The organism is Azospirillum sp. RU38E, from assembly GCF_900188385.1.
Classification (GTDB): Bacteria; Pseudomonadota; Alphaproteobacteria; order Azospirillales; family Azospirillaceae; genus Niveispirillum.
Genome location: NZ_FZOI01000001.1, coordinates 829,799 through 846,223 on the forward strand (window position 1 = coordinate 829,799; position 16,425 = coordinate 846,223).

Genomic DNA, 16,425 nt, shown 5'->3' on the forward strand with positions numbered 1-16,425 from the left:
TTAACCCACGGCCAGCGGTTGTTTCACCTGCGCCAGCCGGCGGCGGGCCAGCACGCCATAGCGCGGGGCGAACAGGATGGCGACGGCCAGGATCAGGCCGGAAAGCGTGGCAATGCTGCCCGCCGCCCCCACCGAATGGTCAAACCCGACCAAAGCCGGCCCGAAAGCCCCCAGCGCATAGCCGCCAATGGCGGCCATAGCCCCCGCCAGCAGGGACAGGGCGATCTGCGCCGGCATCCGGTCGCACAACAGGCGCGCGGTGGCGGCCGGGCAGATCAGCATGGCGATCACCAGGATGGACCCCACCGCCTCAAACGCCGCAATGGCACACAGGGCCGCCAGCGCCACGATGCCATGCTGCACCAGGGCGGAGCGCAGGCCCAGCGTGTCGGCCAGCGCCGGGTCAAAACTGACTAGCGTCAGTTCCTTCAGGAAAATCAGCACGATGGCGAGACAGAAGGCAAAGACGGCGGCAAGCTGCACCACCTGTCGCGGCAGGCTGGCCCAGGTGCCGGGGTCCAGCAGGCTGGACCAGCCGGCAGGCCCGAACCAGAGGATGCCTTCCAACTGGCCATACAGCACGCAATCGGCATCCAGATCGACCTGCCGCGCCGGCCCCTGTTCGATCAGGATGACGCCCAGCGCGAACAGGCTGGTGAAGACCACGCCCATGGCGGCCCCCGCCTCCACCTTGCCCAGGCGGCGCACCAGCTCAATCAACAGGCCGGCGGTGACGGCGGCCACCAGGGCGCCGGTCAGCATGGGCAGCGTGTCGCGCGTGCCAGCCACCAGAAAGCCGGCGACGATGCCGGGCAGCACGGCATGGCTGATGGCATCGCCCATCAGGCTTTGCCGCCGCAGCACCAGGAAATTACCCACCAGCGCACAGGAAAGACAGGCGAACAGGGCCGCCAGCATGGCCGGCAGGTCAACCGACAGAAAGGTTTGTGTATCCGGCAGGGTCATGGCGCCGCCCCCAGGGAGGCGCGCAGCCGGGCGCGGCGCAGCGTGCGGGCCAGCAACCCGCGCGCCGGTGCGAAAAACAGGCTGGCCATGAAGAAGCAGGAGGCGACCAGCACGATGATGGCGCCGGCCGGCAAGTTCTGGAACCGGGCGGAGAGCAGGGCGCCGATGCCGCCCGACAGGCCACCGATCAAGCCGGCCACCAGCAGCATGATGCCCAGCCGGTCGGTCCAGAACCGGGCGGCGGCGGCAGGCGTGATCAACAGGGCGATGATCAGCACCAGCCCCACCGTCTGCAAGCCGGCCACCGTCACCAGTGTGACCAGTGCCATCAGGCCCAGATCAAAGCGGCTGGTTGGCCAGCCGGCGGCGCGGGCAAAGCCTTCATCAAAGGCCAGCAGGCGCAATTCCTTGAAAAACAGGGCAACACCGGCCAGGGCCGCCAGCGCCAGCACGGCCAGGGTGGCGGCCTCCCCGCTGCGCATGGCGGCGGTCTGGCCGAAGATGAAGCCCTTCAGCCCCGCCGCATTGGCGGCCGGCAGGGCCTGCACCACCGACAGCAGCACCACCCCCAGCCCGAAGAAACAGGACAGCACCGCCCCGATGGCGGCATCTTCGGGCAGGCGGGTCCAGCGGGTGATGGCCTGGATGCAGGCCACGGCCAGCGCGCCGCTGAGTGCGGCCCCCAGCAGCAGCAGGGGCAGCGATCGCCCCTCCACCCCCAGCGCCAGCCCGACCAGAAAGGCGATGACGATGCCGGGCAGGGTGGCGTGGCTCAAGGCATCGCTGACCAGGGCGCGGCGGCGCAGCACCATGAAACAGCCCACCGTGCCGGCGGCGATGCCCAAAGCCGTGGTGCCTGCCAGCACCATGGCGGTATTATGGCCCATGCCGGCGAAGGGCAGCGCTTCCATCATGACAGCAGCGACAGGCCGGAGGCCCGCTGACCATAGGCCAGACGCAGGTTGGCATCCGTCAGCATGCTGGCCACCGGCCCGGCGGCCACCAGGGTGCGGTTCAGCATCAGCACATGGTCAAAGGTGGCGGCCACCGTCTGCAGATCATGATGCACACAGATGACCGTGCGCCCTTCCGCCTCCAGCTCCCGCAGCACGGCCAGGATGGTCTGCTCGGTGGCGGCATCCACGCCGGCCAGCGGTTCATCCATGAAATAAAGCCGCGCTTCCTGGGCCAGGGCGCGGGCCAGGAACACGCGCTGCTGCTGGCCGCCGGAAAGCTGCCCGATCTGGCGGCGGGCATAATCGGCCATGCCCACCCGGTCCAGCGCCTCCATCCCGGCGCGCTTATGCGCACCGGTTATGCGCCGGCCCCAGCCGATCATGCCGTAGCGGCCCATCGTCACCACATCCAGCGCATTGACGGGGAAATCCCAATCCACGCTTTCCCGCTGCGGCACATAGCCGATCAGCCCGCGTTGTTGTGCCAGCGGGCGGCCATAGACCTCCACCGTCCCGGCCAAGGCGGGCACCAGCCCCAGGACGGCCTTCAGAAAGGTGGATTTGCCGGCCCCGTTGGGGCCAACCACGGCCACCAGCCCGCCGGTCGGCGCCGCCCAACTGACATCCCGCAAGGCCAGTTGCCGATGATAGGCGACGGAAAGCCCGGTGACCGACAGCGGGCTGACGCCAGCATCGGCGGGGGGGATGAAATTGCGGGTGCGCAGCCGTTGCAGCATGGCCATCACCGTCCCGGTTGTGCCAAGGCCAGCCGGCCCTGGAAGCCGCCCGCCGGCGGCGACCCGCCCAGGGCCTGGGCCATCAGCGTGACATTATGGTCGATCATGCCGATATAGGTGCCCTCATAGGTGCCGGCAGCCCCCATGGCATCGGAATAAAGCTGGCCGCCAATGGCCACCTTGTGCCCCTTGGCGGCGGCGCCCTGCACCAGGGCCTGGACATTGCGGTCCGAGACGCTGCTTTCCACGAACACCGCCGGGATTTTCCGCGATGCCAGCATGGTCACCACGGATTCGATGCGTTGCAGCCCGGCCTCTGATTCCGTGCTGATGCCCTGGATGCCCACCACCGTCAGCCCATAGGCGCGGCCGAGATAGGAGAAGGCATCATGCGCCGTTACCAGCACCCGCCGTTCAGCCGGCACAGTGGCCAGCGCATCGCGCGCATAGGCGTGCAGCCGGTCATAGTCTGCCGCCGCAATGGCGGTGCGGCTGCGATAGGTGTCGGCATGGGCGGGATAGAGGGTGGAAAGCTTGTCGCGCACCCCTTCCAGCGCCCGCTTCCACAGCGACACATCCATCCAGACATGCGGATCGGGATGGCCCTCCGCCCCTTCCGGGTGCAGCAGCAGGCTGGCGGGCAGCGCGCTGGCAGCCGGGTGGACGGGCTTGCCGCCCGCCGCCAGCTTTTCCAGCGTCTCCGTCATCTTGCCTTCCAGGAACAGCCCGCTGGGGAACACGGCATCGGCGCGCATCATCGCCACCGTGTCACTGCGCGTCAGCTTATAGGAATGCGGGTCGATGCCTTCGCCCATCAGGCTGGAAATCTCCGCCGTGTCGCCGGCCACGGCGCGCAGCAATTCCGCCACTTGCCCCGTGGTGGCCAGCAGGCCGGGCTTGCCCGCCGCCGCCCTTGCTGAGGCCGGCAACAGGCTGGCGGCACCGGCAAGGGCCAGCAGATGGCGACGGGACAGGGGGGCGCTGCGGCGGCTCACGGTCAGGCTTCGTCCTTGGAATGATTCCAGATTATCATATAAACCGCCCATGGGCGGGTGCAAGCCGTGGTTTATAACAGTTCCATGGCTGAAACGGTCGCGGGATGCCTGCGGCTATTCGGCATCGTCGGTTCCGGGTTTCGGCTTTCCGCGCCTTCCCACCGTGGGCACGATGGTCGGGTGCTGCATCAGTGCCAGGAAGGGCAGGTCGGACGGGCGGTTGCCATAGCCATAGGTGGCGGTGAAGGGGCCGTCGCTTTCCAGCAGTTCGGCCACCCGGCGGGCCTTTTCATCGCGCACACAATTACCGCCCTGCATATGGCCGGTCAGCACCCCATTCACACATTCCATTTCCGTTGCCATCAAGCCATCCACCGGCAGATCGGCCAGCAGGCGCGGCATGTAAAGCGCCAATGCGCCGGTGGCGACAATCACCCGGTGGCCCTTGTCGGCATGGCGGCGCAGGGCATCCAGCGTGGGTGGGTGCCAGCGCAGCCAGCCAGCCAGATCGTCGGCGGCGGCCTTTGCCTTGTCGGCCGGCACCCCCTTCAGGGTGCGGGCCAGCAGGCCGGCCTTCACCTGGGTGCGGATATCCCCGCCCTTGCCCCGGCTGGCCCGCAGCACGGCGGCGCGCAGCGACCGCACCATGGCAAAGCGCGCCTTGCGCTTGCCCACCACCCGTTCCAGGAAGGGCAGCAGACTGTCGCCGGCAACCAGCGTGCCGTCGAAATCAAAAATGGCGATGCCCTTGCTCATGATCCCTGGAACCTGTGAACCGGATTCAAAGGGGCAGGCGGCGGCGGATGGCCGCCCCCACCCATGCCCCAACGATAACGCAAAGCGGCGACCACCAGACCGAATCGGGGGTCTGGAAAATTTCGCCCATCACCCCGGTGAAGGCCAGCAGGGTCAGCACGCCGAGAAAGACGGAACTGGCGGTGGATTCCGGGGTCGACAGGCGCAGGCGCAGCCGTTTCAGCGTCAGCCGCAGGCCGGCATGGGCCAGAAAGGCGGCCAGCGTGCTCATCAAAAAGGGCACCAGCGCCCCATCCACCAGATCGGGCACGCCATCGCCCCAGGTCGCACTCATCACCGCCCCGGCCTTCAGCATCAACAGCCAGACCAGCGCATAGAAGATGGCATAGAGCAGCACGCCATTGGCCAGATGGCTGAAAATACGCGCGAACAGTGTCGCCTCCCCCCGGATAACCCGCGGCCATCAAAGCCGGTTGGCGCTTTTCTCTCAAGCCCTTTCCGGGTAAAGGCTGGCATCTGTATCGTTCCTGCTGGAAGGACCAAGGATTATGGCGCGCGAAAAGATCATCATTGATACCGATCCCGGCCAGGATGATGCCGTGGCCATGCTGCTGGCCTTCGGCTCCCCGGAAGAGATTGAGGTGCTGGGCATCACCGCCGTGGCCGGCAATGCGCCGCTGCACCTGACAGAGGTGAATGCCCGCAAGATTTGTGAGCTTGCGCGGCGCACCGATGTAAAGGTCTTTGCTGGCTGTGACCGCCCGCTGTTCCTGGACCTGCACACCGCCCCGGAAGTGCATGGGGAAACCGGGCTGGACGGCCCGCATCTGCCCATGCCCACCATGCCCCTGCAGGAACAGCATGCCGTCGATTTCATTATTGAGACGCTGCGCAGCCATGACGCCGGCACGGTGACCCTGTGCCCCGTGGGGCCGCTGACGAACATCGCCACAGCACTGACCCGCGCGCCGGATATCGCGCCGCGCATCAAGCAGATCGTGCTGATGGGCGGCGCGCAGACCGAAGGCGGCAACAGCAGCCCGGTGGCGGAGTTCAATATTTTTGTTGATCCGCACGCGGCCGATATCGTCCTGCGCTGCGGCGCGCCCATCGTGATGTTCCCGCTGGATGTGACGCATCAGGTGCTGACCTCGCAGCGGCAGATGGCGCGGGTGAAGGCCATTCCCGGCCCGATCGGGCAGGTGACGTATGAGATGCTGGATTTCTATCGTCGCTATGATGAGGCGAAATACGGCACCGATGGCGGCCCGCTGCACGATCCCTGCACCATCGCCTGGCTGCTGAAGCCGGAACTGTTCACCGGCAAACTGTGCAATGTGGCGGTGGAAACCGCCAGCCCGCTGACCATCGGCCAGACGGTGGTGGACAAATATATGAAGACCGGCCGCCCGGCCAATGTGCAGTACATGATGCAGGCCGATGCCGATGGTTTCTTCGACCTGCTGATCGAACGGCTGCTGCGTCTGGTGTGATACCAATCTCCCTTGATCGTGACCGATCCAGGGAGATTTCGCGTTCCCTCAGTCGCCGGGCGGGCGCATCCGCGCCCTTGGCTCACGCCGCACGTGCGGCGGGCCGGCAGTCGCCGGCCTCCAATCCGCCAAGGGTAAAACCCTCGGCGGATTGGTATGACACAAGCTGAGGGGATGGCGGTCAGTCTTCCGCCATCCCCTCAGGCAGCACGCAGTTGCGCACGCTGGCCCCCTTGAACAGGCCGTCGGGCACCGCTGTCTTGGTGAAATCCACCCATTCCACCGTGGCATCGCGCAGGCGCAGCGGCAGGCTGCCGCCGCCGCGCAGTTCCAGCGGTGCCAGATCGGCGGCCTCCAGCAGCGCATGGCGCAGCGTCGCCCCCTCAAAGCCAGCACCGCGCAGGTCGGCGCTCGACAGGTCGGCATAGGGCAGGTTGGCGCCGTTGAAATCGGCGGCGGCCAGCTTGGCATGGGAAAGCAGGGCGCCCGACAGGTCGGCCCCGCGGAAGGAAATGGCCGATAGCTCGCGGCCGCGCAGATCAACACCCTTCATCTTGCGGCCGGTGAAATCCGCCCGCGCGCCGCTGCGCCCGCCACTGTCCACCCATTCTTCATGGGCGGCCACCAACCGGTCAATCTCCGCCAGATTATTCAGATGCTCGGTGAAGGCTGACAGGCCCTGGAACATGCGCCGCGTCGTGTCATTGACCGTGAAGGTGGCATCCTTGATATCGGCATTATAGAAATTGGCGCCATCCATGTTGGCGCCCAGCAGCACCACGCCCTGCAGGTCCGCCTCGCTGAAATCGGCCTTGGCCAGATTGGCATTGCGCAGGTTGACGCCGCGCAGCTTCACCTTGCGCATCACCGCATCCTCCAGGGAGGCTTCCTCCATATTGCAGAAGGAAAGGTCGGTGACATATTCCCGGCTGATGACGTCGCGCTCCCCCTCGCTGTTGCGGCGATGCATGGTCAGGTTGCCCATGCGCATGTCGCTGCCATCCAGCTTGGCCTGGGCCAGATCGGTCTTGTAGAGCCGGGCCCCGCGCAGGTTGGCGCGGGTGAAGTCGCAATGTTTCAGATTGGCGCCGATGAACAGGCTGTTGGAAAGATCAGCCTCCCGAAAACCGCACCCTTCCATATCACATTGCGACAGGTTGCAGGCCAGCAGGATACTCTGGGAGAGATCAAAACCACGCAGCTTGGTGCGTTCCAGATTGGCCAGCCGCAATTCCAGCCGCTTGCCGCTGCGCCTTTTCAGGAAAAGCGAATGCTGGGCCAGGAGCAAGGTCAGATCTTGCTTGGAACGGGTGGATGAGCCGGAAAGGTCGGTCATGGTAAGGGTCAGTCAGTCAGCAGAGCATAAAAGCCAGCGCGCAAACTGAATGCCTATGTGTGCGGCGACTGGTTGACGCTATCCTGCCGCCTTTTTTTAAAAATACAAATAATTAACTTATTAATAGATTTCGATGGCCCATCATTCACCTGTGGTCAGGCATCGATCTCGGCGAAGCTGCATTCCCGCAGCACGGCACCGGCCATCTGTTCCGGCGTGATGTTGCACAGGCTGAAGCTGGTCCATTCCACGCTGGCCCCGGCAAAGCGGGTGGCCAGCTTGCCGCCGCCGCGCAAATCCAGATCGCCGAAATCGGCCGCATCCACGTTTGTGTGCAGCAGGCGGGCATTTTCCAGGCTGGCCCCGCGCAGATCGGCGCTGGCCAGTTCGGCATAGGCCAGGGTGGCCCCGTTGAAATCGGCAGCGGCCAGCCGTGCATGGGCCAGCTTGGCGCCCGTCAGGTCCGCGCCCCGGAAGGAGACGGCTGACAGTTCCCGGCCGCGCAGATCAACCCCGCGCAGGGCCTTGCCGGCGAAATCCGCCCGCTGGCCCGCACGCCCGCCGGAATTCACCCATTCCTCATGCGAGGCGACAGCGCGGTCGGTCTCCCGCAGGTTGGACAGATGTTCTTCAAAGGCGGGGTTGCCGGAGAACAGGCGCCGGGTTTCATCATTCACCGTGAAGACGGCATTCTTGATATTGGCCCCGGTGAAGATTGCCCGGTCCATCGTGGTGCCCAGCAGCACCACGCCCTGCAGATCAGCGCCCGAGAGATCGGCGCCGGCCAGATCGGCATTGCGCATATTGACGCCGCGCAGTCGCACCTTGTGCAGTACCGCATCGCGCAGCGTCGCCTCTTCCATGTTGCAATAGGAAAGGTCGGTGGTGAATTCCCGCTGCGTTGGCACCCCCCCGCTGTTCAGGGTGATGGAACCGATGCGCATGTCGCTGCCGGTCATATTGGCCTGCTGCAGGTCCGATTTATAGAATCGGGTACCGCGCAGGTCGGCGCGGGTGAAATCGCAATGGCGCAGATTGGCGCCGATGAACAGGCTGTTGGACAGGTTGGCGGCCTGGAAATGGCAGCCTTCCAGATCGGTATGGGACAGGTTGCAGGCCAGCAGCAGGCATTGTGACAGGTCGAAATTATGCAGCCGCATCCCGGAAAGGTTCTGCAGACGCATCTCCAGCCGCTTGCCGGCATGGCCGCGGGCAAACAAAGTGTGCTGGGCCAGCATGACCTGCATGTCATGCGAGGGCAGGGAGTGGGCGCCGCGGGCGGTGTTCATCAAGGTTTCTGTATCTGTTCTCTGCCGTGAATGCCGATCATGCCATACAATGACGCCCCGGTAAGCCACCAAGCGCACGCCCCGCGCCCACCAAAAGGATTATGTCCTTCGGTGGCACCTCAACCCCAGACGGCACTGATGGGCGGATAGGCCAGGGCCCCCTCGTAGCGCAGGCCGGGTTCCCGGTCGCGGGCCAGCAGCAGCGGCCCGTCCAGATCGACATAATCGGCCCCCTGGGCCAGCAGCAGGGCAGGGGCCATGGACAAGGATGTCGCCACCATGCAGCCGATCATGGTGCGCAGGCCCAGCACCTCCGCCCGCGCCTTCAGCATCAGCGCTTCGGTCAGCCCGCCGGTCTTGTCCAGCTTGATATTGATCACATCATAGCGGCGGGCCAGTTCCTCCAGCCCCTCCAGCCCATGCGCGCTTTCGTCTGCACCGATCAACAGCGGTCGGTCGATATCGGCCAGGGCGGCATCCTGGCCGGCGGGCAGGGGCTGTTCAATCATCTCCACCCCCAGATCGGCGAACTGACGGGGCAGGTGGGCCAGATCGTCCAGGCTCCAGCCTTCATTGGCATCCACGATCAGCCGGGCAGCCGGGGCGGCGGCTCGCACGGCGCCAACGCGGGCCAGATCGGCCCCATCGCCGGCCAGTTTCAGTTTCAGCAGCGGCCTTGTGCCCGCCAGCGCGCGGGCCGCTTCCGCCATGGCCTCCGGCGTGTCGATGGACAGGGTGAAGGCGGTGGTCACCGGCAGCGGCTCCGCCAGCCCGGCCAGCCGCCAAGCTGGCTGGCCGGTGCGCTTGGCAGCCAGATCCCACAGCGCGCAATCCAGCGCATTGCGGGCGGCCCCTGCTGGCAGCGCCTGTTGCAGCGTGCCCCGGTCCAGCCGCCCGGACGCCAGGGCGGGGGCCAACCCCTGGATCGCCGCCATCACCCCTTCCACGCTTTCGCCATAGCGGGCATAGGGCACACATTCCCCCCGGCCGATGCTGCCATCATCGGCCGTCAACGTGGCCGTCACCACCAGCGCCTCGGTCTTGGCACCACGGGCAATGCGGAAACTGCCCCGGATGGGGAAGGCGGTGCTTTCCACCGTCAGGGCAAGGGAGGGGGCATTCTCTGTCATGGTGCGGGCGGGTTTCCAGGCTGGCAAAGAAGGGCAATCATCCTAAACCCGTTGCCATCACTTTCCCACCCCGGTCGCAATGCGACAGATTCTGTTGCATTGCCATGGTGGTCGCGCAGCAGGCTTCCCATGTGATAGACCGTTGGCGCCCGACGCCGAAGGGCGGCCTGATGGAATGGGGAAAAGATGGATTTCCGCGTTGCCTGGCGTGAATCGCTGGCGGTCTACCTGCTGTTGCTGGCCGATCCCGGCCGCGTCATCCGCTTTGCCGGGGCGCCGGCCCTGGTGCTGACCGTGCTGGGTGTGGCCCAGATGACGGGGCTGCAGGGCAGTACCGGCAATCTTCTTCTTCTGCTGTCGCTGCTGGGTACGATCTGGAGCGTGGGGGTGTGGACGGTGCGCTGGGCGCGCTTTCTGCTGCTGGGGGAAGATCAGGTGCAGTTCTGGGACATGCCGTTTGATGGGCGTGTCTGGCGCACCGGCGGCATTGTGCTGGCCTTGATTCTGGGCTCCCTGCTGGCGGCGATCATTCCCGCTTCCCTGGTCATGGCCTTGCTGACCGGGCTGGTCGGCGGCTTGCCCAAGGGCGGGCCGGCGGTGGACGCGCCCGCCCTGGCCGCCATGCTGCCGGACTGGTTCCATCTGCTGGCGATTCTGGTCTGCCTGCTGATGATGTTGTGGCCGGTGGCGCGGCTGGCGCCCGGCATCGGCGCCGTGGTGCAGGATCAGCCGATGGCGCTGGGCGGCAGCTGGAAGGCCACCGCGCGGCTGGGCGGTCTGCCGGCCTGTCTGGCCCTGCTGCTGGTCAGTGTGCCGCTGCAGATCCCTTCCGTGCTGCTGGTGTTCGGTTCGCTGGCCAGCGGCAATGTGTTGCTGCTGCTGGTCACCAATCTGGTGATGTCGCTGACCCAGCCGTTGGTGGTGGCCGCCTCTGCCCTGCTCTGGGCCCGCATCTATGGTGTGGCCATCGGTCCCTATATCAAGCCCCGCCCTGTGCGCACGGATGATGAGGCGGAATGACACCAAGGGTCATGGGACATGACCCTTGGAGGCCGGCGACCGCTAAAAACCAGGGTCATTCAATGACCATGCTTCACGGATGACGGATGGTCAGCGTCTGGCAGCTTTGCTGCCGGTCCAGTCGCAGGCTGGCCCCGTCCGGCCAGATGATTTCCAGCTGATCCACCTGATGGGTGGCCCCCAGCCCGAAATGGGCCACCGGTTCCATCTGGCAGAGATAGCCTGAACCGGCGCAGATGGCGCGCATCTGCTGCCGCCCGCCGGCCCACAGCCGCACCAGCGCCCCCCGGGCCGGTGCACCGGCCTTGGTCAGCGGCCGCACCCGCAGCCAATGATGGCCGCGCGGCTCCGCGATGAACAGGGACAGTGGCTGGGCCGCCTGTTCGCCATGCGCCACCAGCAATTCCAACTGGCCGTCGCCATCCAGATCGGCAACGGCGGCCCCGGTGCCCAGGCCGTGGGGCAGGGTGGCGTCGCCGGCATCCAGCAGCACCCAGCGCTGATCCCGCCAGCCGAACAGCCGGTTGGGCTGGCCCAGATTATTGAAGAAAATCTCCTCGTACCCGTCATTATCGAAATCAGCGACGATGACGGTACGGGTGCGCGATGTCTGCGCCATCTCCGGCGGGGCGACATCAGCGAATCCACCGCCGCCGCCCTGCTGGTACAGCCGGTGGCGGCCTTCCCAATTGGCCAGCACCAGATCGAACCGCCCATCCTCCCCATCCAGCAGGGCCACGCCCCGCGCGGCCTGGGCCGGATCGGCCAGCCCCAGGGCCTCCGCCATCTCCAGGAAATGCCCGCTGCCATCATTGCGGAACAGCAGGTTGGAGCCCGCTTCCATGCCGATGAAAATATCCGGCCGGCCGCCCAGCAGCGGGGCCGCCAGCAGGGACCGGCCAGCCCCCGGCCCATCCAACCCGCAATCATCGGCCACATCCTGCACCCGTCCCCGCGTGCCCATTTCATAAAGCCGCAGCGGCCCGCCATGGTTGGCGACGATAAAGCCGTAGCGGCCGTTGCCGCTGCGGTCGATCACGCCGACACTGCGCCCGGCGAAACGGTTGGCGGCGGCAAAATTCTCCGACAGGGCGAACAGGTCGATCCAGCGCTGGCCGAAACAGGCAAACAGCCGATCGCTGACCTGTTTGGGCCCGGAATGGCCGTCATTGTTGAGGATATACAGCTCCTCCCGCCCATCGCCATCCAGGTCGCCGCAGGCCAGCCCCACGGCGCGCCGCCCGGCGTCGGCGATCAGCGGGTCGGTGATGTCGACCAGCCGATGGCCATCCCATTTCAGCAGACGATTCGGGCCGCCATAGCCGGCCACCATAATCTCGTCATGCCCATCGCCATCCAGATCGGCCACCGCCACACCGTAATGCAGCGCTGGAACATTACCGGAAATCAGGTTGGAGCATTCGATGAACATCACCGTCCCCTGCCAGATGGACCCGTTGGGTATGAACCTGTTGATACGCCCATTGGCGCGGCTGCGGCAAGCGACCCCTCCGGGTCAAGGGCGCAGTAACGCATGGCCGGACCGCATCGGCCAAAAGCCCTGCAACACCGCCAGTCAACCCTATTCTTGCGGCGTAGACCGGCAAAAAGCGCTTGTGGTGGGGACGGGATTTGGTACGATCCGGCCTCTCAGCAAACAAGATATTGTGTCCACTGCAAGTTATCCACAGCGTCTGCACTGGGGAAAACGGGGTATAGGTCATGCGCGACGGCGAAGTGAATGAATGGGTTCCGCAGGGTGGCGATGTGTTCGGTCAGGTGCAGATGGTGAAACATCCCGCCGTGGTCGTTGATCGCTCCCGCGATGAGCTGTTGACTGCCTTCGGCAAGGCCACGCTGAACGACCGCTATCTGATGCCGGGCGAATCCTATCAGGATCTGTTTGCCCGCGTCGCCAGCTATTACGCGGATGATCAGAGCCACGCCCAGCGCCTGTATGACTATATCTCCCGCCTCTGGTTCATGCCGGCCACGCCGGTGCTGTCCAATGGCGGCACCAGCCGTGGTCTGCCCATTTCCTGCTTCCTGAACGAGGCCAGCGACAGCCTGGAAGGCATTGTCGGCCTGTGGAACGAGAATGTCTGGCTGGCGGCCAAGGGTGGCGGTATCGGCTCCTATTGGGGCAATCTGCGCTCCATCGGGGAGCAGGTGAAGGATAGCGGCAAGACCAGCGGCGTCATCCCCTTCATCCGGGTGATGGACAGCCTGACGCTGGCCATTTCCCAGGGTTCGCTCCGCCGGGGTTCGGCCGCCTGCTATCTGCCGATCACCCATCCGGAGGTGGAGGAATTCATCGAGATGCGCCGCCCCACCGGCGGCGATCCCAACCGCAAGGCGCTGAACCTGCATCATGGCATCTCCATCACCGACGCCTTCATGCGCGCGGTGGAGAATGACGAGGAATGGGGCCTGACCAGCCCGAAGGATGGCCGCATCCTGCGCCGGGTGAAGGCGCGCGACCTGTGGATCCGCATCCTGACGGCGCGGGTGGAAACGGGTGAACCCTACCTGCTGTTCATCGACCATGTGAACCGCGCCATCCCGCAGCATCACAAGCTGGCCGGGCTGAATGTGAAGATGTCCAACCTGTGCAGCGAAATCACGCTGCCGACGGGTCTGGACCCCTGGGGCAAGCAGCGCACCGCCGTCTGCTGTCTCTCCTCCCTGAACCTGGAATATTTCCTGGAATGGCAGGATCACCCGACCTTTATCGAGGATACGCTGCGCTTCCTGGATAATGTCATGACGGACTTCATCCAGAAGGCCCCGTCGGACATGGAGCGCGCCAAATATTCCGCCATGCGCGAACGGTCGGTTGGCCTGGGCGTCATGGGCTTCCACAGCTTCCTGCAAAGCCAGATGATCCCGCTGGAAGGGGTGATGGCCAAGGTGTGGAACAAGCGCATGTTCGCCCTGATCAAGCGCCAGGCTGATGCCGCTTCGGTGAAGCTGGCGCATGAGCGGGGGCCGTGCCCGGATGCCGCCGAATATGGCATCATGGAGCGCTTCTCCAACAAGATCGCCATTGCGCCGACGGCATCCATCTCCATCATCACCGGCGGTGCTTCGCCGGGGATTGAGCCGAACGCCGCCAATGCCTTCACCCACAAGACCCTGTCGGGCAGCCATTCGGTGCGCAACCCGTACCTGGAAAAGCTGCTGGAGCAGAAGGGCCGCAATGATGAAGATACCTGGTCCGACATCACCCTGAATGGCGGTTCCGTCCAGCATCTGGATTTCCTGACCCAGGAGGAGAAGGATGTGTTCAAGACGGCGTTCGAGCTGGACCAGCGCTGGCTGATCGAACATGCCGCCGACCGCACGCCCTATGTTTGCCAGAGCCAGTCGCTGAACGTCTTCCTGCCGGCGGACGTGCATAAGCGCGACCTGCATCAGATCCATATGCTGGCCTGGAAGAAGGGCGTGAAGAGCCTCTACTACCTGCGCTCCCTGTCGGTGCAGCGTGCGGAAAGCAATGTCACCAAGACCATTGGCACCGACAAGCCGGCGCCTGTGGCCCCTGTGGAAACGAACAAGTACGAGGAATGCCTCGCCTGCCAGTGAGCCATTCAAAAAATTCACATCTGATTAAAGTCGTGCCCCGCCGCTGTCTGAACAGCGGCGGGGTTTTTGTTTGGCGCCAAGAGGGTCAGCAAAAGGATGCATACCTTCTTATGATGATGTTAGTCTTCGCTAAGAAAAAAGAGCCAGTATGTTCCAAGGTGTATCCGCTTTTGCCTAAATTTTGCTCACATTATTATTTTTACTATATTTATATGTTACACGGCAATTTTAAATTGGGTTTCCAAATGTATCATAATATTCCGGTTTATTATTCGGGGGGTTTCCACTAAGTATAAAGCAATAATTCTTAGTTTTTACCAGATTTTAAGTATACGATTTAATGTTAAGATGTGTTAAGGCGTCCCTGCTTAATTTTGATTCGCTTTTCCATTTTGTAAAATTTAAGTTCCCCGCAAATATCCGCAGTTGGGGGAACTATCGTGCTTTCGAATTTTAAGATCGCCACCAAAATATTTGCAGTGGTGGGCTTTCTTTGCCTTGTCTCTATGATCATCGCCGGGGTGGGCATGAATGGCACGGGCCAGATGGAAGATATGGCCCAGGAATCCAACAAGGCGGCGCGTGCCCAACGCTTGGCGGCGCAGGTAAACCGTTATGTGGTGATGATGAACCGGGCGGAATATGCCCTGGCCGCCAATCCGGCAGAGGTGGCGGATATTGAAAAGAGCGTCATTGAAATCAAAAAGCAGGCCCGTGACAATTTCAGCCAGCTGGAAAAACTGATCGACGACAAGCAGGCGGCGATGCTGGCCAATATTCGCCAGAATTATGATCGTTATGAGAATGAACTGCAAAGCACGATTACCCGTACCAAAAGCGTCGGTGCGGTGACGATGAGCGATGCGCAAAAGATTATTTATAGCGAGGTGCTTTCCAGCCGTGTGGTGGCCGACAAGCTGCGCGAGGGCATGACGGATTTTGCCAATTACACCAACAATAAAGCAGACTTGATCGCTGACAAGGCCACCGAAACCGGTGATCGTGTCGGCTGGATACTGATGTTGGTGGCTGGTTTCGGCGTTGCCGTGGGGGCCGGCGGTGCCTGGGCTATCTCCAATTTCGGTGTGGTGAAGCCGCTGACGGCGGCCTTGGACTGCCTGCGCCGTCTGGCCAATGGGGAGTTGAACCTCACGATCGTTGGCAAGGGCCGCCGGGATGAGATCGGCGATATGGCTGACGCCATGCTGGTGTTCCAGGAAAACGCGGTCCAGCGCCTGAAATTGCAGGAACAGCAGGAAGCCGAGCAGCAGCAGCGCCTGGCCCGCGCCACCCGCATTCAGGATCTGGTGCAGGAATTCGAGAGCACGATGGGCAATGTGCTGGAGGTGATTTCGTCCGCCACCACTGAACTGGAAGCCACGGCCAATTCCATGTCCAGCACGGCGGAGCAGACGGAGCAGCAGTCCAGCGCTGTGGCGTCTGCGTCGGAGCAGGCAACCGCGAATGTGGAAACCATGGCGGCGGCAACAGAGGAACTGGCCGCGACGGTGCAGGAAGTCACCCGTCAGATGCATGATGCCCGCACCATCGCCGATGAGGCCGCCCGCGAAGCCGGCAGCAGCCGCGAACAGGTGGAAGCGCTGGAAGCGGCCGGGGAACGCATTGGCGATGTTGTCGCCATGATCCAGGATGTGGCCGGCCAGACCAACCTGCTGGCCCTGAATGCCACCATCGAGGCGGCGCGGGCAGGGGAGGCCGGCAAGGGCTTTGCCGTGGTGGCCAGCGAGGTCAAGCAACTGGCCAACCAGACTGCCCGCGCCACCGACGATATCCGCACCCAGGTGGAGGCGATGCGCGCCTCCATCAAGGCGGCGGCCGACAAGATCGGCCATGTGGCCGGGGTGGTGGATCGCCTGAACCGGGTCGCGGCCAGTGTGGCCAGTGCGGCCGAACAGCAGGCCGCCGCCACGGCGGAAATCGGCCGCAATGCCTCGGAAGCTGCGCGCGGCACGCAGGAAGTCTCCGCCACCATCCATCAGGTGCGGGAAGCGGCGGGCACCACGGCATCGGCGGCGGGGCAAGTTCTGGCCTCCGCCGGGGAGCTGGCACATAAGACGGTCGATATGCGCCAGGGGATCAGCCGCTTCATTGATGGCGTCCGCGCCGCCTGATCCAGCCGCAGGCCCGACAGGCCCATGCCC

The 16,425-nt window shown here is 64.2% G+C and carries 14 protein-coding genes; 4 read left to right on the forward strand and 10 right to left on the reverse strand.

Translation table 11 applies throughout. The annotated features are described in order from the left end of the window. The 6 genes from CHB97_RS03570 to CHB97_RS03595 form a co-directional block, all read right to left on the reverse strand. The gene (locus CHB97_RS03570; RefSeq protein WP_089286528.1) at positions 1 to 966 is read right to left on the reverse strand and encodes a metal ABC transporter permease; all 966 of its coding nucleotides are present in this window, start codon (positions 964 to 966) and stop codon (positions 1 to 3) included. Continuing rightward, on the reverse strand, positions 963 to 1,880 hold the full coding sequence (locus CHB97_RS03575) for a metal ABC transporter permease (RefSeq protein ID WP_089286529.1): 918 nt from the start codon (positions 1,878 to 1,880) through the stop codon (positions 963 to 965). The genes CHB97_RS03570 and CHB97_RS03575 overlap by 4 nt, the downstream gene beginning before the upstream one ends. After that, positions 1,877 to 2,665, reverse strand: coding sequence for a metal ABC transporter ATP-binding protein (locus CHB97_RS03580; protein WP_371332955.1), 789 nt, complete (start codon positions 2,663 to 2,665; stop codon positions 1,877 to 1,879). The genes CHB97_RS03575 and CHB97_RS03580 overlap by 4 nt, the downstream gene beginning before the upstream one ends. Further along, positions 2,665 to 3,654: a metal ABC transporter solute-binding protein, Zn/Mn family gene (locus CHB97_RS03585; RefSeq protein ID WP_244559368.1), complete on the reverse strand. Its 990-nt coding sequence runs from the start codon at positions 3,652 to 3,654 to the stop codon at positions 2,665 to 2,667. Before CHB97_RS03585 ends, CHB97_RS03580 begins: the two co-directional genes overlap by 1 nt. 114 nt (positions 3,655 to 3,768) lie before the next feature. Then, positions 3,769 to 4,410: an HAD-IB family hydrolase gene (locus CHB97_RS03590; protein WP_244559369.1), complete on the reverse strand. Its 642-nt coding sequence runs from the start codon at positions 4,408 to 4,410 to the stop codon at positions 3,769 to 3,771. Positions 4,411 to 4,435: 25 nt separating this feature from the next. After that, a complete protein-coding gene (locus CHB97_RS03595; RefSeq protein WP_089286531.1) occupies positions 4,436 to 4,807 on the reverse strand; it encodes a hypothetical protein in 372 nt (123 codons plus the stop codon). Positions 4,808 to 4,958: 151 nt separating this feature from the next. On the opposite strand from CHB97_RS03595, the gene CHB97_RS03600 reads away from it, so the two are divergent. After that, positions 4,959 to 5,903: a nucleoside hydrolase gene (locus tag CHB97_RS03600; RefSeq protein ID WP_200819784.1), complete on the forward strand. Its 945-nt coding sequence runs from the start codon at positions 4,959 to 4,961 to the stop codon at positions 5,901 to 5,903. A 181-nt stretch (positions 5,904 to 6,084) separates the two neighbouring features. Here the strand turns inward: CHB97_RS03600 and CHB97_RS03605 are convergent, their stop codons facing one another. The 3 genes from CHB97_RS03605 to dgcA all read right to left on the reverse strand — a co-directional run bounded on the left by CHB97_RS03605 (position 6,085) and on the right by dgcA (position 9,658). Beyond that, a complete protein-coding gene (locus CHB97_RS03605; protein WP_089286533.1) occupies positions 6,085 to 7,239 on the reverse strand; it encodes a pentapeptide repeat-containing protein in 1,155 nt (384 codons plus the stop codon). Between the two features lie 155 nt (positions 7,240 to 7,394). Continuing rightward, positions 7,395 to 8,528 (reverse strand): pentapeptide repeat-containing protein, encoded by a 1,134-nt coding sequence (locus CHB97_RS03610; protein ID WP_089286534.1) that lies wholly within the window; start codon positions 8,526 to 8,528, stop codon positions 7,395 to 7,397. A 119-nt stretch (positions 8,529 to 8,647) separates the two neighbouring features. Next, a complete protein-coding gene (gene dgcA, locus CHB97_RS03615) occupies positions 8,648 to 9,658 on the reverse strand; it encodes an N-acetyl-D-Glu racemase DgcA (protein ID WP_089286535.1) in 1,011 nt (336 codons plus the stop codon). A 186-nt stretch (positions 9,659 to 9,844) separates the two neighbouring features. Between dgcA and CHB97_RS03620 the strand changes: the two genes are divergently transcribed. Further along, complete coding sequence (locus tag CHB97_RS03620) at positions 9,845 to 10,678, forward strand: hypothetical protein (protein WP_089286536.1); 834 nt, start codon at positions 9,845 to 9,847, stop codon at positions 10,676 to 10,678. 73 nt (positions 10,679 to 10,751) lie between these two features. Here the strand turns inward: CHB97_RS03620 and CHB97_RS03625 are convergent, their stop codons facing one another. Then, positions 10,752 to 12,110, reverse strand: coding sequence for a CRTAC1 family protein (locus tag CHB97_RS03625; RefSeq protein WP_089286537.1), 1,359 nt, complete (start codon positions 12,108 to 12,110; stop codon positions 10,752 to 10,754). Between the two features lie 353 nt (positions 12,111 to 12,463). On the opposite strand from CHB97_RS03625, the gene CHB97_RS03630 reads away from it, so the two are divergent. Together CHB97_RS03630 and CHB97_RS03635 are read left to right on the forward strand one after the other, a co-directional pair. Further along, positions 12,464 to 14,263 (forward strand): ribonucleoside-diphosphate reductase subunit alpha, encoded by a 1,800-nt coding sequence (locus tag CHB97_RS03630; protein ID WP_371332959.1) that lies wholly within the window; start codon positions 12,464 to 12,466, stop codon positions 14,261 to 14,263. Positions 14,264 to 14,703: 440 nt separating this feature from the next. Next, entirely contained in the window at positions 14,704 to 16,395 is a 1,692-nt protein-coding gene (locus CHB97_RS03635) for a methyl-accepting chemotaxis protein (protein WP_089286539.1), read from the forward strand. The last annotated feature ends 30 nt before the right edge of the window (positions 16,396 to 16,425 follow it).